General features: G+C 59.4%; 19 protein-coding genes. 16 read left to right on the top strand and 3 right to left on the bottom strand.

Going from position 1 to position 20,189, the window contains the following annotated elements; all coding sequences use genetic code 11:
- Positions 1-474: a hypothetical protein gene (locus ACOTXI_RS09880; RefSeq protein WP_025912120.1), complete on the top strand. Its 474-nt coding sequence runs from the start codon at positions 1-3 to the stop codon at positions 472-474.
- Positions 475-503: 29 nt separating this feature from the next.
- The gene (locus ACOTXI_RS09875) at positions 504-1,010 is read left to right on the top strand and encodes a GNAT family N-acetyltransferase (protein ID WP_058654242.1); all 507 of its coding nucleotides are present in this window, start codon (positions 504-506) and stop codon (positions 1,008-1,010) included.
- A gap of 183 nt (positions 1,011-1,193) precedes the next feature.
- On the opposite strand, the gene tsr is transcribed toward ACOTXI_RS09875, so the two are convergent.
- Both tsr and hpaR read right to left on the bottom strand, forming a co-directional pair.
- Entirely contained in the window at positions 1,194-2,858 is a 1,665-nt protein-coding gene (gene tsr / locus ACOTXI_RS09870; protein ID WP_032654994.1) for a methyl-accepting chemotaxis protein, read from the bottom strand.
- Between the two features lie 83 nt (positions 2,859-2,941).
- Positions 2,942-3,382 carry a homoprotocatechuate degradation operon regulator HpaR gene (gene hpaR / locus ACOTXI_RS09865; RefSeq protein WP_008502106.1) on the bottom strand — a complete coding sequence of 147 codons (441 nt, stop codon included), beginning with the start codon at positions 3,380-3,382 and terminating at the stop codon, positions 2,942-2,944.
- 270 nt (positions 3,383-3,652) lie between these two features.
- Between hpaR and hpaG the strand changes: the two genes are divergently transcribed.
- The 14 genes from hpaG (at position 3,653) to yjiA (ending at position 18,583) form a co-directional block, all read left to right on the top strand.
- Entirely contained in the window at positions 3,653-4,930 is a 1,278-nt protein-coding gene (gene hpaG, locus ACOTXI_RS09860; protein ID WP_058654243.1) for a 4-hydroxyphenylacetate degradation bifunctional isomerase/decarboxylase, read from the top strand.
- Positions 4,927-6,393, top strand: coding sequence for a 5-carboxymethyl-2-hydroxymuconate semialdehyde dehydrogenase (hpaE, locus tag ACOTXI_RS09855; protein ID WP_058654244.1), 1,467 nt, complete (start codon positions 4,927-4,929; stop codon positions 6,391-6,393). Before hpaG ends, hpaE begins: the two co-directional genes overlap by 4 nt.
- Before the next feature lie 2 nt (positions 6,394-6,395).
- A complete protein-coding gene (hpaD, locus tag ACOTXI_RS09850) occupies positions 6,396-7,247 on the top strand; it encodes a 3,4-dihydroxyphenylacetate 2,3-dioxygenase (RefSeq protein WP_014830538.1) in 852 nt (283 codons plus the stop codon).
- Positions 7,248-7,256: 9 nt separating this feature from the next.
- Complete coding sequence (locus ACOTXI_RS09845; RefSeq protein WP_008502110.1) at positions 7,257-7,637, top strand: 5-carboxymethyl-2-hydroxymuconate Delta-isomerase; 381 nt, start codon at positions 7,257-7,259, stop codon at positions 7,635-7,637.
- 106 nt (positions 7,638-7,743) lie between these two features.
- Positions 7,744-8,547: a 2-oxo-hept-4-ene-1,7-dioate hydratase gene (hpaH, locus tag ACOTXI_RS09840; RefSeq protein ID WP_021240607.1), complete on the top strand. Its 804-nt coding sequence runs from the start codon at positions 7,744-7,746 to the stop codon at positions 8,545-8,547.
- Positions 8,548-8,556: 9 nt separating this feature from the next.
- Positions 8,557-9,354: a 4-hydroxy-2-oxoheptanedioate aldolase gene (hpaI, locus tag ACOTXI_RS09835; RefSeq protein WP_058654245.1), complete on the top strand. Its 798-nt coding sequence runs from the start codon at positions 8,557-8,559 to the stop codon at positions 9,352-9,354.
- 21 nt (positions 9,355-9,375) lie between these two features.
- Positions 9,376-10,728: a 4-hydroxyphenylacetate permease gene (gene hpaX / locus ACOTXI_RS09830; RefSeq protein ID WP_058654246.1), complete on the top strand. Its 1,353-nt coding sequence runs from the start codon at positions 9,376-9,378 to the stop codon at positions 10,726-10,728.
- Complete coding sequence (gene hpaA, locus ACOTXI_RS09825) at positions 10,700-11,590, top strand: 4-hydroxyphenylacetate catabolism regulatory protein HpaA (protein WP_008501306.1); 891 nt, start codon at positions 10,700-10,702, stop codon at positions 11,588-11,590. Before hpaX ends, hpaA begins: the two co-directional genes overlap by 29 nt.
- 195 nt (positions 11,591-11,785) lie before the next feature.
- Positions 11,786-13,348, top strand: coding sequence for a 4-hydroxyphenylacetate 3-monooxygenase, oxygenase component (gene hpaB, locus ACOTXI_RS09820; RefSeq protein WP_008501307.1), 1,563 nt, complete (start codon positions 11,786-11,788; stop codon positions 13,346-13,348).
- Between the two features lie 17 nt (positions 13,349-13,365).
- Positions 13,366-13,878: a 4-hydroxyphenylacetate 3-monooxygenase reductase subunit gene (locus ACOTXI_RS09815; RefSeq protein WP_008501308.1), complete on the top strand. Its 513-nt coding sequence runs from the start codon at positions 13,366-13,368 to the stop codon at positions 13,876-13,878.
- Positions 13,879-14,056: 178 nt separating this feature from the next.
- The gene (locus ACOTXI_RS09810; protein WP_008501309.1) at positions 14,057-14,974 is read left to right on the top strand and encodes a helix-turn-helix transcriptional regulator; all 918 of its coding nucleotides are present in this window, start codon (positions 14,057-14,059) and stop codon (positions 14,972-14,974) included.
- Positions 14,975-15,165: 191 nt separating this feature from the next.
- On the top strand, positions 15,166-17,319 hold the full coding sequence (locus tag ACOTXI_RS09805) for a carbon starvation CstA family protein (RefSeq protein WP_058654247.1): 2,154 nt from the start codon (positions 15,166-15,168) through the stop codon (positions 17,317-17,319).
- A 96-nt stretch (positions 17,320-17,415) separates the two neighbouring features.
- Positions 17,416-17,619, top strand: coding sequence for a YbdD/YjiX family protein (locus ACOTXI_RS09800; RefSeq protein WP_003856610.1), 204 nt, complete (start codon positions 17,416-17,418; stop codon positions 17,617-17,619).
- 10 nt (positions 17,620-17,629) lie between these two features.
- A complete protein-coding gene (gene yjiA / locus ACOTXI_RS09795; RefSeq protein ID WP_087855168.1) occupies positions 17,630-18,583 on the top strand; it encodes a GTPase in 954 nt (317 codons plus the stop codon).
- Positions 18,584-18,651: 68 nt separating this feature from the next.
- Here yjiA and ACOTXI_RS09790 read toward each other — a convergent pair whose 3' ends face one another.
- Positions 18,652-20,010 carry an esterase-like activity of phytase family protein gene (locus ACOTXI_RS09790; RefSeq protein WP_058654249.1) on the bottom strand — a complete coding sequence of 453 codons (1,359 nt, stop codon included), beginning with the start codon at positions 20,008-20,010 and terminating at the stop codon, positions 18,652-18,654.
- Positions 20,011-20,189: the final 179 nt, after the last annotated feature.

Genomic DNA, 20,189 nt, shown 5'->3' with positions numbered 1-20,189 from the left:
ATGAGACACAAAAAAGTTTGGCTAACCCTGATCCTCAACCTGCTGCTGCTGGGCACCGTGCTGGCGTGGTACTTTCACACGCCCCCGCTGTCGGTGGCCTGCGACGGAAACCTGACCTTTTCCGACCGGCGCGACAACCACGATTTCACCTTTGACGGTGAGATCATTATGCGTTTTCATCCCGACAAAACCGGGTACATCACGGTTAACGGCAGCGTGGTAAATGCCCCACGCAGCTGGGAGGTTTCTCGCCAGGAGATGTTTAAATGGCGTCACGTGGAGGGCGAACTGTATGAGATCGCTATTCAAAAAGTGGAGCGTTTTAGCCATGACGCCATGCCGCCCGGGGTCTTTGAAAAATACGTTGCCGGCCTGACGCTGGGCAATAAAAGGCTTCTGACGATCGAGCGCACGCCGGAAGACGCGCTGGTGATCAGCAATTTCTATTCGCCGGTGCTGATCTGCTCGGAATAATGTCGACGGGTCAGGCTATACTTGCCGCCATGACTCTTCGCATTCGCCCCACCACCCTCAACGACATTGCCGCCCTGCCCGCCATTGAACGCGCGGCGGCCGGGCGCTTCCGTGACTTCCCGGCACTCGCCTGGCTTGCCGACGGCGAGGTCATTTCCGCTGAGCAACACCTCGACTATGTCGAACGCGGGTTAAGCTGGCTGGCGCTGGCAAACGACCAGCCCGTCGGGTTTATCCTTGCCGAAGCCCATCCGTCTTCACTGTTTATTGTCGAACTCTCGGTTGATCTGGACTGGCAGGGAACAGGGATCGGCAGGCAGCTCATCGCCTGCGTGGCAGACCATGCCCGTAACAGGGGGATGACCGCGCTGACGTTGACGACGTTCAGGGACGTACCGTGGAATGCGCCGTTCTATGCCCGGCTGGGGTTTGAAAAAATGACGACCCTGACGCCTGAACTGCGTCAGAAAAGGGAAGAAGAGACGGCGCACGGTTTCGCATATGAAACGCGCTGCGCCATGCGCCTGCCTCTATAATACCGCCCGGTGGCGCTGCGCTTACCGGGCCTACAAAACCCTGAACAGTAGGCCGGGTAAGGCGTAGCCGCCACCCGGCAAAAGCCACAAACCTTAGGCCGGGTAAGGCGCAGCCGCCACCCGGCACAACCACGAACCGTAGGCCGGGTAAGGCGTAGCCGCCACCCGGCACAACATACGGCGTTAGAACGTTTCCCAGTTATCACCAGCATCAGCGGTAACCGTTTTACGCGCCATCGCCGGTGCTGCAACGGTTTTCGCAGAAGCGAACTCACGCGCTTTCATCTGCTCCTGCTGAATGCGGAACACCGCCACGGCCTGCGTCAGACGGCTTGCCTGTTCTTCCAGTGCGGCTGCCGCTGCGGCAGACTCTTCCACCAGCGAGGCGTTCTGCTGGGTCACGCGATCCATCTCTGCCACCGCCAGACCGACCTGGTCGATACCGCGGCTCTGCTCGTCAGACGCAGAGGCGATTTCACCCATGATGTCCGTGACGCGGGTAACCGCATTCACGATCTCACCCATGGTTTCACCGGCGCTTTCGACCAGCGTTGAACCCACTTCCACGCGACCCACGGAGTCTTCGATCAGGCTCTTGATCTCGCGTGCCGCCTGGGCGCTGCGCTGGGCCAGGTTACGCACTTCACCTGCCACCACCGCAAAACCACGGCCCTGCTCGCCCGCACGCGCCGCTTCTACCGCCGCGTTCAGTGCCAGGATGTTGGTCTGGAAAGCAATGCCGTCGATCACGCTGATAATGTCGGCAATTTTCTGCGAACTGCCCGCGATATCGCGCATGGTCTGCACCACGTTGTCCACCACTTTGCCGCCTTTCTGCGCGGTTTCAGAGGCGCTCAGCGCAAGATGGCTCGCCTGACGGGCGTTCTCGGCGTTCTGCTTAACGGTCGCCGTCAGCTGCTCCATGCTGGCAGCGGTCTCTTCCAGGGAAGCGGCCTGCTGTTCAGTACGGGAGGAGAGGTCGTTGTTGCCCATCGCGATTTCACTCGCGCCGCTGTAGATCGCATTCGCGCCGTTACGCACGTCGCCAACGGTACGCACCAGTTCGCCCTGCATATGACGCAGCGAGTCGGCCAGTTCACCCATCTCGTTGGTGCCCTGAACCTCAATGCGCTTCACCAGATCGCCGCTGGCGATATGGCGAATGTTGTCGATCAGACGATTCAGCGGGGAGATCAGCGTCTGCTTGATGTTGAGCCAGACGGCCACAATCACCACCAGCACGGCAATCAGGACGCTAATCAGCACCCAGATAGCCTGGCTGTAGGAGCTGTTGCTGTCTTCGACCGCCATCTGGTACAGCTTGTCGTTCTGCTGCAGGTAGCTCACGTACTGCTTCTCAAAACCGTCCTGGTAACTCTGGGTTGGCTGGTCGAAGAAGGCGTTGATTTTGCCCGCGCCCAGCAGCTGGATCAGCTCCGCCAGCGCGCCGTGGTAAATATCATAGTTACGCTTGATCTCCATGGCATCCGCATCGCTTTGACGCGGATCGCGCGGCAGGGCTTCGTAGGCAGCCCAGTTTTTTTCCGCCTGCTTCAGAGACGCAGACGCGATTTGCATCAAATCGTTCACGGTCGCGCCGCTACCGATATTGCTCTGATCCATCATGTAGCGGATACCCGCGCGGTTCAGGGTATTACGGGTTTGCAGCAACGCAACCCAGCTGCCGTTCAGCGTGGACTGTTGCTGGCGAATGGTTTGCAGGACGGTGAAATTCTCTTTGTCATTCTTCAGAGCATTAAAGAAAAGACCACCGGATGTGAGTTGTAGAAGGCCAAATATCGCTAAAACCAGCATTAAGCTGGTGACAATCTTGATACGGTTTAACATGTTTTCTCTTTCCTCAGACAGATACAGAATTTTCGGCCTGGAAAGGGAAAACTTTACGAAATTCATCCTGAAATTTGTGGTTTTTACTCTTCTTCCCGCGCTGCGTTATGTCGGTTTCCGAGTTCAATAAACTCTTCCAGCAGCGCGGTCAGCTGTTTCATCTTCTCCGGCGTATATTCCGCCTCAATCTGCTGATACGCCTCCTCCACCTGCGCCTGGGCGTGCTCATACAGCGCATTGCCCTCTTTGGTCAGCGAGACGTACAGCTTGCGCTGGTCGTTCAACGGCTTTAAGCGCAGCACCAGACCGTCGCGCTCCATGCGCGTCAGAATGCCGGTCAGGCTCGGGCGCAAAATACAGGTGCGAAACGCCAGATCGTGAAAATCCATCGACGGATGTTCAGCCAGCACGCGCACGATGCGCCACTGCTGCTCGGTGAGGTTATGCCGCTTCACGATCGGACGGAAGTAGGACATCGCCGCTTCCCGCGCCTGCAGCAGCGCGATGGTTAATGAATCATGCATAGCCTCTCCCCTTCACATCATTAACACGTAAACAATTCATATAAGATGCTTTTATAAACAACACGTTTTCCGTCAAAAAGTCTAACAGAAACCCACTAAGTTTATTAACCATCTGATTTTAATATCAATAAAAACCAATATGTAAATTTATTGTTATTCGTATCACAAATCTTTCACTTCTGATTGCGAAATAATCAGCAAAAGCATAAAACCAGATCATTAACATATTAATGAAATCCAAACCGGACCTCCGGCCTGAGGAGTATGTGAATGAAAGGTACCGTCTTTGCCGTCGCCCTCAACCATCAGAGCCAGCGCGAAGCCTGGCGAGAGGCGTTTGAAAAAGCCCCCTACAACACGCCGCCGAAAACGGCGGTGTGGTTTATCAAACCGCATAACACCGTGATCCGTGCAGGCGAGCCCATTCCGTTCCCGCAGGGGGAAACGGTGCTGAGCGGCGCCACGGTAGCGCTGGTGGTCGGTAAAACCGCCAGCAAGGTACGCGTGGAGGACGCCGCGGCGTACATCGCCGGATATGCGCTGGCCAACGAGGTGAGCCTGCCGGAAGAGAGCTTCTACCGTCCGGCCATCAAGGCCAAATGCCGCGACGGATTCTGCCCGCTCGGCGAACCGGTCGCCATTGATAACGTGGATAGCCTGACCATCATCACCGAGATCAACGGCCGCGAAGCGGACCACTGGAACACCGCCGATCTGCAGCGTAACGCTGCCGAACTGCTGAGCGCCCTGAGCGAGTTCGCCACCCTTAATCCCGGCGATGCGATATTGATCGGTACCCCGCAAAGCCGCGTTGAGATCCGCCCGGGCGATCGCGTGCGTATTCTGGCGGAAGGATTTCCACCGCTGGAAAACCCGGTGGTGGACGAGCGCGACGTCACTATTGCGCACAGCACGCCGCCGCACGCCACGCTGTTTGCCCTCGGCCTGAACTATGCCGATCACGCCAGCGAGCTGGACTTCAAGCCGCCCACCGAGCCGCTGGTCTTTATCAAAGCGCCTAACACCTTCAACGGCGACAACCAGACCTCGGTGCGCCCGAACAACGTCGAGTACATGCACTATGAAGCGGAGCTGGTAGTGGTCATCGGTAAAACCGCCCGCAAGGTGAGCGAAGCCGAGGCGATGGACTATGTTGCGGGCTATACGGTCTGCAACGACTACGCCATTCGTGACTATCTCGAAAACTACTACCGCCCGAACCTGCGGGTGAAAAGCCGCGACGGGCTGACCCCCATTTCCCCCAACATCGTGCCAAAAGAAGCCATTCCCGACCCGCACAACCTCGCCCTGCGCACCTTCGTCAACGGCGAGCTGCGCCAGGAAGGCACCACGGCGGATCTGATCTTCAGCATCCCGTACCTGATCGCCTACCTGAGCGACTTTATGACCCTGCAGCCGGGCGACATGATCGCCACCGGCACGCCGAAGGGGCTGTCCGACGTGGTGCCGGGCGATGAAGTGGTGGTGGAAGTGGAGGGCGTGGGGCGCCTGGTGAACCGAATTGTGAGTGAGGAGACGGCAAAATGAAAAAGATTAACCACTGGATAAACGGTAAAAACGTCGCGGGAAGCGAGTACTTCCACACCACCAACCCGGCCTCCGGCGAGGTGCTGGCAGAAGTGGCCGCCGGCGGCGAGGCCGAAATCCATCAGGCCGTTGCCGCCGCCAAAGAGGCGTTCCCGAAGTGGGCTAACCTGCCGATGAAGGAGCGCGCGCGCCTGATGCGTCGCCTGGGTGATCTGATCGACCAGAACGTGCCCGAGATCGCCGCCATGGAAACCGCCGACACCGGCCTGCCGATCCACCAGACCAAAAACGTGCTGATCCCCCGCGCCTCGCACAACTTCGAATTCTTCGCCGAGGTGTGCCAGCAGATGAACGGCAAGACCTACCCGGTCGACGACAAGATGCTCAACTACACCCTGGTGCAGCCGGTGGGCGTCTGCGCGCTGGTGTCGCCGTGGAACGTGCCGTTTATGACCGCCACCTGGAAGGTCGCACCCTGTCTGGCCTTAGGCAATACCGCGGTGCTGAAGATGTCCGAGCTCTCCCCGCTGACCGCCGACCGTCTGGGCGAACTGGCCCTCGAAGCGGGTATTCCGGCGGGCGTGCTCAACGTGGTGCAGGGCTACGGCGCGACGGCAGGCGATGCGCTGGTGCGGCATCACGACGTGCGCGCGGTCTCCTTCACCGGCGGCACCGCCACCGGGCGCAACATCATGAAAAACGCCGGGCTGAAGAAGTACTCCATGGAGCTGGGCGGCAAATCCCCGGTGCTGATTTTTGAAGACGCGGATATCGAGCGCGCGCTGGACGCCGCCCTGTTCACCATCTTCTCCATCAACGGCGAGCGCTGCACCGCGGGCTCGCGCATCTTTATCCAGCAGAGCATCTACCCGGAATTCGTCAAGCGCTTTGCCGAGCGCGCCAACCGCCTGCGCGTGGGCGACCCGACCGATCCGAACACCCAGATTGGCGCGCTCATCAGCCAGCAGCACTGGGAAAAAGTCTCCGGCTATATCCGCCTCGGCATCGAGGAAGGCGCAACCCTGCTGGCGGGCGGCCCGGACAAACCGACCGATCTGCCTGCGCACCTGAAGGGCGGCAACTTCCTGCGCCCGACCGTGCTGGCGGATGTTGATAACCGCATGCGCGTGGCGCAGGAGGAGATCTTCGGGCCGGTGGCCTGCCTGCTGCCGTTCAAGGACGAAGCGGAAGGGCTGCGCCTGGCCAACGACGTGGAGTACGGCCTGGCGTCGTATATCTGGACCCAGGACGTCAGCAAAGTGCTGCGTCTGGCGCGCAGCATTGAAGCCGGTATGGTGTTCGTCAACACCCAGAACGTGCGCGACCTGCGCCAGCCGTTTGGCGGCGTGAAGGCCTCCGGCACCGGCCGCGAGGGGGGCGAGTACAGCTTCGAGGTATTCGCGGAGATGAAGAACGTCTGCATCTCCATGGGCGACCATCCGATTCCAAAGTGGGGGATCTGAAAATGGGCAAATTAGCGTTAGCGGCAAAAATCACCCACGTGCCGTCGATGTATCTCTCCGAACTGCCGGGCAAAAACCACGGCTGCCGCCAGGGCGCCATCGATGGGCATAAAGAAATTAGCAAGCGCTGCCGGGAGCTGGGCGTCGACACCATTATCGTCTTCGACACCCACTGGCTGGTGAACAGCGCGTATCACATCAACTGTGCGGACCATTTTTCGGGCGTCTACACCAGCAACGAGCTGCCGCACTTTATCCGCGACATGACCTACGACTACGACGGCAACCCGGAACTCGGCCAGCTGATTGCCGACGAAGCGGTGAAGCTGGGCGTGCGCGCCAAAGCGCACAACATTCCGAGCCTCAAGCTTGAGTACGGCACGCTGGTGCCAATGCGCTACATGAACGCGGATAAGCACTTCAAAGTGGTCTCCATCTCGGCGTTCTGCACGGTTCACGACTTCGCCGACAGCCGCAGGCTGGGCGAGGCCATCGTCAGCGCCATCGAAAAATATGACGGCACCGTGGCGGTGCTCGCCAGCGGCTCGCTGTCGCACCGCTTTATCGACGACCAGCGCGCGGAAGAAGGGATGAACAGCTACACCCGGGAGTTCGACCGCCAGATGGACGAGCGCGTGGTGAAGCTGTGGCGCGAGGGTCAGTTCAAAGAATTCTGCAGCATGCTGCCGGAGTACGCCGACTACTGCTACGGCGAGGGCAACATGCACGACACGGTGATGCTGCTGGGGATGCTCGGCTGGGACAAATACGACGGCAAGGTGGAGTTTCTCACCGAGCTGTTCGCCAGCTCCGGCACCGGCCAGGTCAACGCCGTTTTCCCCCTGCCCGCATAAGGAGCCACCATGCCGCACTTTATTGCTGAATGTACCGACAACATCCGCGAGCAGGCCGACCTGCCGGGGCTGTTCGCCAAAGTGAACGAGGCGCTCGCCGCCACGGGCATCTTCCCTATCGGCGGTATCCGCAGCCGCGCCCACTGGCTGGACACCTGGCAGATGGCCGACGGCAAGCACGATTACGCCTTTGTCCATATGACGCTGAAGATTGGCGCGGGGCGCAGTCTGGAGAGCCGGGAAGAGGTCGGTGAAATGCTGTTTGCGCTGATTAAAACGCACTTCGCGGCGCTGATGGCGAGCCGCTATCTGGCGCTGTCGTTTGAGCTGGACGAACTGCACCCAACGCTCAATTACAAACAAAACAACGTGCACGCGTTGTTTAAATAGACATCTTTTCCGCCCGGTGGCGCTTCGCTTAACGGACCTACAACGGCTCGAACGTAGGCCGGGTAAGCGCAGCGCCACCCGGCAACAGCCGCATAAAGGATACGCCATGCTCGATAAACACACCCATACCCTGATCGCCCATCGTCTGCATCAGGCGGAGCAGTCCCGGGAGCAGATCCGCCAGATCTCCCTCGACTACCCGACGATCACTATCGACGACGCCTACGCCGTCCAGCGCGAATGGGTCAGCCTGAAGATCGCCGAAGGCCGCGTGCTGAAGGGCCACAAGATCGGCCTGACGTCCAAAGCGATGCAGGCCAGCTCGCAGATTAGCGAGCCGGACTACGGCGCGCTGCTGGACGACATGTTCTTCCACGACGGCAGCGACATTCCCGTGGATCGCTTTATCGTCCCGCGCATTGAAGTGGAGCTGGCGTTCGTGCTGGCAAAACCGCTGCGCGGCCCGAACTGCACGATCTTCGACGTCTATAACGCCACGGACTACGTGATCCCCGCGCTGGAGCTGATCGACGCCCGCTGCCACAACGTCGACCCGGACACCCAGCGCCCGCGCAAGGTGTTCGACACCATCTCCGATAACGCCGCCAACGCGGGCGTGATCCTCGGCGGCCGTCCGATTAAGCCCGACGAGCTGGACCTGCGCTGGATCTCCGCCCTGCTCTACCGCAACGGCGTGATCGAAGAGACCGGCGTGGCCGCAGGCGTCCTTAACCACCCGGCCAACGGCGTGGCGTGGCTGGCCAACAAGCTTGCGCCGTACGACGTGCAGCTTGAGCCTGGCCAGATCGTTCTCGGCGGCTCGTTTACCCGCCCGGTGCCCGCCAGCAGAGGCGACACCTTCCACGTCGACTACGGCAACATGGGCTCCATCAGCTGCCGCTTTGTCTAGGAGATAACCATGCAAAACGCATTCAAAGCGGCGCTGCAGGCGGGCCGTCCGCAAATTGGGCTATGGCTGGGGCTGACCAGCAGCTACAGCGCGGAGCTGCTGGCCGGAGCAGGCTTCGACTGGCTGCTGATCGACGGCGAGCACGCGCCGAACAGCGTGCAGACCGTCCTGACCCAGCTGCAGGCCATCGCCCCTTATCCCAGCCAGCCGGTGGTCCGCCCGGCGTGGAACGACCCGGTGCAGATCAAACAGCTGCTGGACGTGGGCGCACAAACTCTGCTGGTGCCGATGGTGCAAAACGCCGACGAAGCACGGCAGGCGGTACGTGCCACCCGCTACCCGCCCGCGGGCATTCGCGGCGTCGGCAGCGCCCTGGCGCGCGCCTCGCGCTGGAACCGCATTCCGGATTACCTGCAGCAGGCCAACGACGCCATGTGCGTGCTGGTGCAGATCGAAACCCGCGAGGCGCTGAAAAACCTGCCGCAGATCCTGGACGTGGAAGGCGTCGACGGCGTGTTTATCGGCCCGGCGGATCTCAGCGCCGACATGGGCTTTGCCGGCAATCCTCAGCACCCGGAGGTGCAGGCCGCCATTGAACAGGCGATCGCACAGATACGCGCTGCGGGTAAAGCCCCCGGCATCCTGATGGCGAACGAGCCGCTGGCAAAACGCTATCTTGAACTCGGCGCGCGGTTTGTCGCCGTCGGGGTCGACACGACCCTGCTCGCCCGCGGCGCGGAAGCGCTGGCGGCACGCTTTATCGAAAAACCGGTTACTTCAGTTAATAACAATAAATCCGTCTACTAAACGTAAGATCTGGAGCGCACCATGACGACCTCTACCCTGCAAACCCATGATAATAAAGCTGTTGAACACCGCGTCATTCACAAGCTGTTCCGACGCCTGATCGTCTTTCTCTTTATCCTGTTTGTCTTCTCGTTCCTCGATCGCATTAACATCGGCTTCGCCGGGCTGACGATGGGCAAAGATCTTGGCCTCACCTCAACCATGTTTGGCCTGGCCGCGACGCTCTTTTACGTCACCTACGTGCTGTGCGGGATCCCGAGCAACATCATGCTGGCGAAGATCGGCGCGCGCCGCTGGATCGCCGGGATCATGGTAGTGTGGGGTATTGCCTCCACCTGCACCATGTTCGCCACCAGCCCCGAAACCCTCTACGTCCTGCGCATGCTGGTGGGCATTGCCGAAGCCGGCTTCCTGCCGGGGATTCTGGTCTACCTCACCTGGTGGTTCCCGGCCTATCACCGCGCCCGCGCCAACGCGCTGTTTATGATTGCCATGCCGGTCACCATGATGCTCGGCTCAATCCTCTCCGGGTACATTCTGGCGATGGACGGGCTGTGGAACCTCAAGGGCTGGCAGTGGCTGTTCCTGCTGGAGGGTCTGCCGTCGGTGGTGCTCGGCGTGGTGACCTGGTTTTACCTCAACGACACCCCGGATCAGGCCACGTGGCTGGATGAGGACGAAAAGCGGGCGCTCAAAACGTTGATCGCCCGCGAGCAGGAGGTCGCGATTGCCCAATCCGTCACGCCGCGTTCGACGCTGCGCGAGGTGCTGACCCCGGCGGTACTGCTCTACACGCTGGCCTACTTCTGCCTGACCAATACGCTGAGCGCGATCAACATCTGGACGCCGCAGATCCTGCAAAGCTTCAACACCGGCAGCAGCAACATCGTCATCGGCCTGCTGGCGGCGATCCCGCAGTTCTGCACCATCCTCGGGATGATCTGGTGGAGCCGCCGTTCCGACAGGCTGAAAGAGCGAAAAAAGCACACCATCCTGCCGTACCTGTTCGCCGCGGCGGGATGGATGCTGGCCTCCGCGACCGATCACAGCCTGATCCAGCTGCTTGGCATCATCATGGCCTCAACCGGATCGTTTACCGCCATGGCGATATTCTGGACCACGCCGGATCGGGTGATTAGCCTGCAGTCCCGCGCGGTGGCGCTGGCGGTGATCAACGCCATCGGCAACGTCGGCTCCGCCGTTAGCCCATTGCTGATTGGGATCCTGCGCGACGCGACCGGCAGCTTCAGCTCGGGACTGTGGTTCGTGGCGGGTCTGCTGGTGGTCGGCGCGCTGGTGCTGACGCGCATTCCGATGACGCAGCGGGATCAACAGAGGAACGATCATGTGCCAGAGCCCTATCGCCAACATTGATATCAGCAAGGAGTACGACGAAAGCCTGGGCACCGACGATGTGCACTACCAGTCGTTCGCCCGCATGGCGGCCTTTTTTGGCCGCGACATGCAGGCGCATCGTCACGACCAGTACTTTCAGATGCACTTTCTCGATACCGGGCAGATTGAGCTCCAGCTCGACGATCACCGCTATTCGGTGCAGGCCCCGCTGTTCGTCCTCACCCCGCCGTCGGTGCCGCACGCGTTTATCACCGAATCCGACAGCGACGGACACGTGCTGACGGTGCGCGAGGATCTGATCTGGCCGCTGCTGGAGGTGCTCTACCCCGGCACGCGGGAGGCGTTTGGCCTGCCGGGGATCTGCCTTTCGCTTGCCGACAGGCCGGACGAGCTGGCGGCGCTGAAGCACTACTGGCAGCTGATTGCCCGGGAATCCACGGAGCAGCTGCCCGGGCGCGAGCATACGCTGGTCCTGCTGGCCCAGGCGGTGTTTACCCTGCTGCTGCGCAACGCTAAGCTCGACGACCACGCGTCAGGCGGCATGCGCGGCGAGCTGAAGCTGTTCCAGCGGTTTACCCAGCTGATCGACACCCACTACCACCAGCACTGGACGGTGCCGGAATACGCCAGCGAGCTGCACCTGACCGAATCCCGCCTGACCGATATCTGTCGCCGCTTCGCCAACCGCCCGCCAAAACGGCTGATCTTCGACCGCCAGCTGCGCGAGGCCCGACGCCTGCTGCTCTTCTCCGACAGCACCGTCAGCGAGATTGCCTGGCAGCTGGGGTTCAAAGATCCGGCCTATTTCGCCCGCTTTTTTAATCGCTTAGTGGGGTGCTCGCCGAGCGCATACCGGGCCCAGAAAGTACCGGTTTCCTGAAGGCATCACGGTTCGTAGGGCGGGTAAGCGCAGCGCCACCCGCCGAAAAGCCGCACAGATCACAAAACCACAACCCACCCGAAAAGTACCCGTCGTTGTCCCAATCGTCCCTTCACGTTACGCCCCTCTCAGGCTTCAATTAAACAACAAAAACAAAACATAAATTTAACAACACAATTCCGATACGAGGTCCCTATGAAGCCTGAAGAGTTCCGCGCAGACGCCAAACGCCCGTTAACCGGTGAAGAGTATTTAAAAAGCCTGCAGGACGGGCGTGAGATTTACATCTACGGCGAGCGCGTCAAAGACGTCACCACCCATCCGGCGTTTCGCAATGCGGCAGCCTCCATCGCGCAGATGTACGACGCGCTGCACAAGCCGGACATGCAGGACACGCTGTGCTGGGGCACCGACACCGGCAGCGGCGGCTATACCCATAAGTTCTTCCGCGTGGCGAAAAGCGCCGACGACCTGCGCCAGCAGCGCGACGCCATCGCCGAGTGGTCGCGCCTGAGCTACGGCTGGATGGGCCGCACGCCGGACTACAAAGCCGCGTTCGGCTGCGCGCTGGGCGCCAACCCGGCCTTCTACGGCCAGTTCGAGCAGAACGCCCGCAACTGGTACACCCGCATTCAGGAAACCGGCCTGTACTTCAACCACGCCATCGTCAACCCGCCGATCGACCGCCACAAGCCGGCGGACGAGGTGAAAGACGTCTACATCAAGCTGGAGAAAGAGACCGACGCCGGGATTATCGTCAGCGGCGCGAAAGTGGTGGCCACCAACTCCGCCCTGACCCACTACAACATGATCGGCTTCGGCTCCGCGCAGGTGATGGGCGAAAACCCGGACTTCGCGCTGATGTTCGTCGCGCCGATGGACGCCGAGGGCGTGAAGCTGATCTCCCGCGCCTCCTACGAGATGGTGGCAGGCGCAACCGGCTCCCCGTACGACTACCCGCTCTCCAGCCGCTTTGACGAAAACGACGCGATCCTGGTAATGGATCACGTGCTTATCCCGTGGGAAAACGTGCTGATCTACCGCGATTTCGACCGCTGCCGCCGCTGGACGATGGAAGGCGGTTTCGCCCGCATGTACCCGCTGCAGGCCTGCGTGCGCCTGGCGGTGAAGCTCGACTTCATCACCGCCCTGCTGAAGAAATCCCTGGAGTGCACCGGCACCCTGGAGTTCCGCGGCGTGCAGGCGGATCTCGGCGAAGTGGTGGCCTGGCGCAACATGTTCTGGGCGCTGAGCGACTCCATGTGCTCCGAAGCCACGCCGTGGGTCAACGGTGCGTATCTGCCGGATCACGCGGCGTTGCAGACCTACCGCGTGATGGCCCCGATGGCCTACGCCAAGATCAAGAACATCATCGAGCGTAACGTCACCTCCGGGCTGATCTACCTGCCGTCCAGCGCGCGGGACCTGAACAACCCGCAGATCGACCAGTATCTGGCGAAATACGTGCGCGGCTCCAACGGCATGGACCACGTCGAACGCATCAAGATTTTGAAGCTGATGTGGGACGCCATCGGCAGCGAGTTTGGCGGCCGTCACGAGCTGTACGAAATTAACTACTCCGGCAGTCAGGATGAAATTCGCCTGCAGTGTCTGCGCCAGGCGCAGAGCTCCGGCAATATGGACAAGATGATGGCGATGGTCGACCGCTGTATGTCCGAATACGACCAACACGGCTGGACGGTGCCACACCTGCACAATAACAGCGATATCAACATGCTGGACAAGCTGCTGAAATAGCGCAGCGGGAGGTTGCAATGCATTCAGATGAACAACGCCTGCGTTTTCGCGACGCAATGAGTAGCCTGTCGGCGGCGGTTAACGTGGTCACCACCGAGGGCGAGGCGGGCCGCTGCGGCATCACCGCCACCGCCGTCTGCTCGGTCACGGACACCCCGCCGTCGGTCATGGTGTGCATCAACGCCAACAGCGCCATGAACCCGGTATTCCAGGGCAACGGCAGGCTGTGCGTTAACGTGCTGAACCACGAGCAGGAGATCATGGCGCGCCATTTCGCCGGGATGACCGGTATGGCGATGGAAGAGCGCTTTGCCCTCTCCTGCTGGCAGAAAGGGCCGCTGGCGCAGCCGGTACTCAAGGGCGCGCTGGCCAGCCTTGAAGGCGAAATAAGCCAGGTGCAAACCATCGGCACGCATCTGGTTTATCTGGTTGAAATTAAAAACATCATTCTGAGTGACGCGGGCCACGGCCTGATCTACTTCAGACGCCGCTTCCACCCGGTCATGCTGGAGACGGAAGTCGCCGTGTGATCCCCCCTCGCGCTGGCCTTTTTTCCGGCCAGCGCCGCTTTCTGCAAAAACTCCTAAGGTTTCCGCTAAATCACGCCGTTATATACCCATAAGAGAAATTTTCTGTGCCTGAATACTGACGCCGCCTGTCAGTGCACCCGCATCATTCAGCGCATACCTATATATACAGGATGACCTTATGGCTAAAACGACGCGGAGCCGCTCGGCTGAACGTCTGGTCGATATTCTCCTTGAGCTACATTTAAACGGTGTGGTAAACCGCGGTGCGCTAATGGAGAAATTTAAAATTACCGAACGCACCGTCTACCGGGATTTAAATGCCCTCTCGCCCATTGTTGAACATACCGGTAACGGTCTATATCGGCTGATTCATTCCGCACAATCGCCGGGTGGGCAAGGATTACATCACACTCTGGCTAACTTTCTGAATGCCGACAGCTTTTTCCCTGAAAGAAATATGGAATTCTGGCAAAAGCTTGAAACGCGCGTAGACGAAAACCATATTCTTATTCTTGGCAATGAAGCGGAACATACGGTAGAACGCGATATTCGCCGTCATTTAACGAAAATCGAGAAATCGATTAAAAACCATAATGTTTGCCAGATCGTTTATAAGGGTAAAACCCGCCTGATTAATCCCTATAAACTCATTAACAAAAAAAATATATGGTATTTACAAGCCACCGAAAATAGCCGGCTGAAATCCTTCTCATTGAGCCAGATTAGCTGGTTTGATATTCAGAAAACGACCTTCACTCCCGAAGAAAATGTTCTTGAGCTGCTGGAGAAAAGCCTCGATCCCTGGGTGTCCGAAGATACTTTCGCGGTGAAAATATTCATCAAAGATAATATTTCACATTACTTCCTGCGCCGGGATCTTCTGCCGGAACAGGAGCTGCTGGAGGAGCAGCAGGACGGCGTCACGCTGCGCTGCCAGGCGGCCCACGAGAACCAGATCCTGCCGCTGCTGTTCTACTGGCTCCCCCATATTCAGATCCTGGAACCGAGCTGGCTGAAGGAGAAACTCATCAGGACGCTGGAGAGCTATCTGGCCGTGGAGCGCAACCCGAATAATCAAGTGATCTCAATCACATAATTTCGCCCTCCGGCGGCGCGCCGAAACCGCTCGTCGCCGCCTTTGACCGCTCACCCGGCACTTTCAACCACTCATTCATTTACCGTCCTTTACGCGCGCGGGGATCTGGCACGATCGCTCCAGCATTAATCAATACCTCCTCACAACGAACCCTGACCCTTTTTTCTTTACATAAAAAACCAGGTCTTACTATGGATATTAAAAAACTACTGAAGCACGTGCCCTGGGCCTTACTCGGGATCCTCGGTGCTTTCTGTCTGGCGGTTGTCGCATTACGCCGGGGCGAACACGTCAGCGCCCTGTGGATCGTGGTCGCGTCGGTTTCCGTCTACCTTGTGGCTTATCGCTACTACAGCTTATACATCGCGCAGAAGGTCATGAAGCTCGACCCGACGCGTGCCACCCCGGCGGTCATTAACAATGACGGCCTGAACTACGTGCCTACCAACCGCTACGTGCTGTTTGGTCACCACTTTGCCGCCATCGCAGGCGCTGGCCCGCTGGTCGGCCCGGTACTGGCCGCGCAGATGGGCTACCTTCCGGGTACGCTCTGGCTGTTGGCGGGCGTGGTGCTGGCGGGGGCGGTGCAGGACTTTATGGTGCTGTTTATCTCCTCGCGCCGTAACGGTTCGTCGCTGGGTGAGATGATCAAAGAAGAGATGGGCCGCGTGCCGGGCACCATCGCCCTCTTTGGCTGCTTCCTGATCATGATCATCATCCTCGCGGTGCTGGCGCTGATCGTGGTGAAAGCGCTGGCCGAAAGTCCGTGGGGCGTCTTCACCGTCTGCTCTACCGTACCGATTGCGCTGTTCATGGGCATCTACATGCGCTTCCTGCGCCCTGGCAGCGTTGGCGAGGTATCGGTGATCGGTATCGTGCTGCTGGTCGCCTCCATCTACTTCGGCGGCGTGATTGCGCACGACCCGTACTGGGGCCCGGCGCTGACCTTTAAAGACACCACCATCACCTTCGCGCTGATCGGTTACGCATTCGTTTCTGCCCTGCTGCCGGTGTGGCTGATTCTGGCTCCGCGCGACTACCTGGCGACCTTCCTGAAAATCGGCGTGATCGTCGGGCTGGCCATCGGGATTGTGATCATCAACCCTGAGCTGAAAATGCCGGCGGTAACCCAGTACATTGACGGTACCGGACCGCTGTGGAAAGGCGCCCTGTTCCCGTTCCTGTTTATCACTATCGCCTGCGGTGCCGTGTCTGGCTTCCACGCGCTGATCTCCTCCGGCACCACGCCGAAGCTGATGGCCAATGAAACCGACGCGCGCTTCATCGGTTACGGCGCAATGCTCATGGAGTCCTTCGTGGCGATCATGGCGCTGGTTGCGGCGTCGATTATTGAGCCTGGCCTGTACTTCGCGATGAACACGCCACCGGCGGGTCTGGGCATCACCATGCCTAACCTGCATGAGATGGGCGGCGAAAATACCGCGCTGATCATGGCCCAGCTGAAAGAGGCCAGCGCACACGCGGCGGCGACCGTCAGCTCCTGGGGCTTTGTGATTTCGCCTGAGCAGATCATGCAGACCGCGAAAGACATCGGCGAACCGTCCGTGCTGAACCGCGCAGGTGGTGCGCCGACGCTGGCGGTAGGTATCGCACACGTGTTCCACAAAGTGCTGCCGTGGGCGGACATGGGCTTCTGGTACCACTTCGGTATTCTGTTCGAAGCGCTGTTCATCCTCACCGCGCTGGATGCCGGTACCCGTGCGGGCCGCTTCATGCTGCAGGATCTGCTGGGTAACTTCGTGCCGTTCCTGAAGAAAACCGACTCTCTGGTGGCGGGCGTACTCGGCACCGCGGGCTGCGTAGGCCTGTGGGGTTACCTGCTGTATCAGGGCGTGGTTGACCCACTCGGCGGCGTGAAAAGCCTGTGGCCGCTGTTCGGTATCTCTAACCAGATGCTGGCGGCCGTGGCCCTGGTGCTGGGTACCGTGGTCCTCGTGAAGATGAAACGTACCAAATACATCTGGGTTACCGTGGTGCCTGCGCTGTGGCTGCTGCTCTGCACCACCTGGGCGCTGGGTCTGAAGCTGTTCAGCACCAACCCGCAGCTGGAAGGCTTCTTCTTCATGGCTAACCAGTACAAAGAGAAGATTGCCGCAGGTGGCGCGGATTTAACCGCGCAGCAGATTGCCAACATGAACCATATCGTGGTGAACAACTACACCAACGCGGGTCTGAGCATTCTGTTCCTGGTGGTGGTGTACAGCATCATCTTCTACGGCATCAAAACCTGGATGAAAGTGCGCAACATCGATGGCCGCACGGATAAAGAAACCCCGTACGTGCCGGTACCGGAAGGCGGCGTGAAGACCTCTTCACACCACTAAAACAATGGCGGGCGGCGCTGCGCTGACCCGCCCTACAACGGTGCTGTAGGCCCGGATCGCTGCGCGCCACCGGGCTTTTTCTTATCAGGACACGTTATGTTTGGTAACTTAGGCGAAGCAAAAAAATACCTCGGTCAGGCGGCGAAAATGCTGATTGGCATCCCGGACTATGACAACTACGTTGAGCACATGAAGACCAACCATCCGGATAAGCCGTACATGACCTACACCGAATTCTTCCGCGAGCGCCAGGAAGCGCGCTACGGCGGAAGTGGAGAAGGCGGCGTCCGCTGCTGCTAAAGGAGAGACCATGACCCCGATTGCCGTTACCCTGCTGACCGGTTTCCTCGGCGCCGGTAAAACCACCCTGCTGCGCCACATCCTGAACGAGCAGCACGGCTTCAAAATCGCCGTCATCGAAAACGAATTTGGCGAAGTCTCCGTAGACGACCAGCTGATTGGCGATCGCGCCACGCAGATCAAAACCCTGACTAACGGCTGCATCTGCTGCACCCGCTCTAATGAATTAGAAGACGCCCTGCTTGACCTGCTCGACAGCCGCGATCGCGGGGAAATCGACTTTGACCGCCTGGTGATCGAGTGCACCGGCATGGCCGACCCCGGCCCGATCATTCAGACCTTTTTCTCGCACGAGATCCTTTGCCAGCGCTACCTGCTGGACGGCGTCATTGCCCTGGTCGATGCGGTCCACGCCGACGATCAGATGAACCAGTTCACCATCGCCCAGTCTCAGGTGGGCTACGCCGACCGCATCCTGCTGACCAAAACCGACGTGGCGGGCGAAAGCGTTAAGCTTCGCGAGCGCCTGACGCGCATCAACTCCCGCGCGCCGATTTACACGGTGACGCACGGCGATATCGACCTGTCTCAGCTGTTCAACACCAGCGGCTTTATGCTGGAAGAGAACGTCACCACAAAACCGCGCTTCCACTTTATGTCCGACAAGCAAAACGACGTGGCGTCGATTGTGGTGGAGCTGGATTATCCGGTGGACATCAGCGAGGTCTCCCGCGTAATGGAGAAGCTGCTGCTGTCGTTTGCCGACAGGCTGCTGCGCTATAAAGGGATGCTGTGGATTGACGGCGAGCCGAACCGCCTGCTGTTCCAGGGCGTGCAGCGCCTGTACAGCGCCGACTGGGACCGACCGTGGGGCGATGAAGCGCCGCACAGCGTGATGGTGTTTATTGGTATCCAGCTGCCGGAGGAGGAAATTCGGGCGGCGTTTGCGGGTCTGAAGAAATAGCCTCCCCGCTTAACTATGCGCTCCGAACAATCCCCTCTCCCCTGTGGGGAGAGGGGTGAGCGGTAAACTTATTTCACCGCCTCCGGCAGCGTCACAATCCACAGCTCGCTGTCGGACTCCGGCTTCTTCAGCGGCTTCACGCTGAGCGTGGTTTCCACCGGTTTATCCTCCAGCGTCAGCTTGCCTTCCGCGTTCACCCGGTAATCCTTAAGCTTCTTGCCCTCGACCGGGTTTTGCATCGCGACCTTCACGCCAAAATCGTTATCGTTCGCCACCGCAAGCGTTTTGCTGTCGATCAGCGCCAGTCCTTCAGCCTTCTCCTGCTGCCAGCCCAGCGCGCGGAGATCGACCACCTGCGTTTTTGCCGCAAGGGTAATGCCGCGCTGCGCCAGGGTTTTCTCATCATCAAACTCCGGGTACTCGCCCGGCTTGTCGAAGGCGGAAAGATCGCTCGCCTTGCTGAGATCCACCTTGTAAATCAGGTTGCGCATCCCGTCGTTTTTATCGCTTCCCTGCTCAATCAGCAGGATGTGCTGATTATCGAGCGCCACGATGTCGCCGATTTTGGCATCGCTGTTTTTGTCGTAGGCCGCGCTGTCGATAGGGTAACCGTACATCGCGGTTTTGCCGGTCGCCGGGTCGAAGCTCACCAGACGGGTGAACAGCGCCTGCTTTTTGCTCTTCCCGTCGATGTCCAGCGTGCTTTGCACGGCGGCGATAATCCGTCCGTCCGGCATCCGGGTCAGGCCTTCAAAGCCCCGGTTGGGCTGGCGCCATTTGATGATGTTTGGCAGACCGCCCGCGATAGATTTTTCCCCTTCCGCGGCCTGCGGCCCGTGGATCGCGAGGATCTTGCCTTTGCTGTCGACGTTAATCAGGAACGGGCCGTACTCGTCGCACAGCCAGTAGCCGCCTTTGCCGTCAGGCGTGATGCCTTCCGTATCCAGTCCGCGGTTATCACCTTTCAGGACCTTGAGGGTGTCGCTGAACGCCACTTCATTGGTGGAGCCAATCACGCCGCTTTGCAGCGGCAGACCGTTAATCTCGCCTTTATCGTCATGCAGCGGGCGGGCATCAACCGCCTCCGCTTTGCCGTTCTGGACGCGGATGGTCATCAGGAGCGGCGCGAAATCCGGCGTAACAAAGATTTTGGCTTCGTTTTTACCCATTTTTGGCGCATCGGCGTTGGGACCGCGATCGGTCACGGTCGCAAACGTCAGGGCATCGCCCTGCTTGCCCGTAAACAGCAGGCCAGAACCAATCCCCACCGGGAGCCCGTTCGGGAACGCATCGGCAAACGCGCCGCTGTATTTCACATGGAAGCCGTCAGGGAAGCTGACGATATAGCGCTCAGCGGTAGGCTGCGCAGCCAGGCCAGAGAAAGAGAGCGCACAACCGATAAGCACAGGAATAATTTTTCTTTTCATATTGTTAGTGTCCAGTGAGTGAAGCCAACAACGTAAAGAATAAACGTGTCAGAAAAATGACATAGAAAGGTAACCGGCGTGCGCGGGTGAACGTATATTCATTGCCCTGAAATGTAAGGTTGTGTTGTATTATGTGACATCTGAAATACTTCTGGAAATTATTAGAAACCCAATTAATT

The sequence above is a fragment of the Enterobacter cloacae complex sp. BZL2005 genome (genome assembly GCF_049238885.1).
GTDB lineage: Bacteria > Pseudomonadota > Gammaproteobacteria > Enterobacterales > Enterobacteriaceae > Enterobacter > Enterobacter roggenkampii.
Note: the sequence above shows the minus strand (reverse complement) of the source record. Positions and strands in the feature narration are given on the sequence as shown.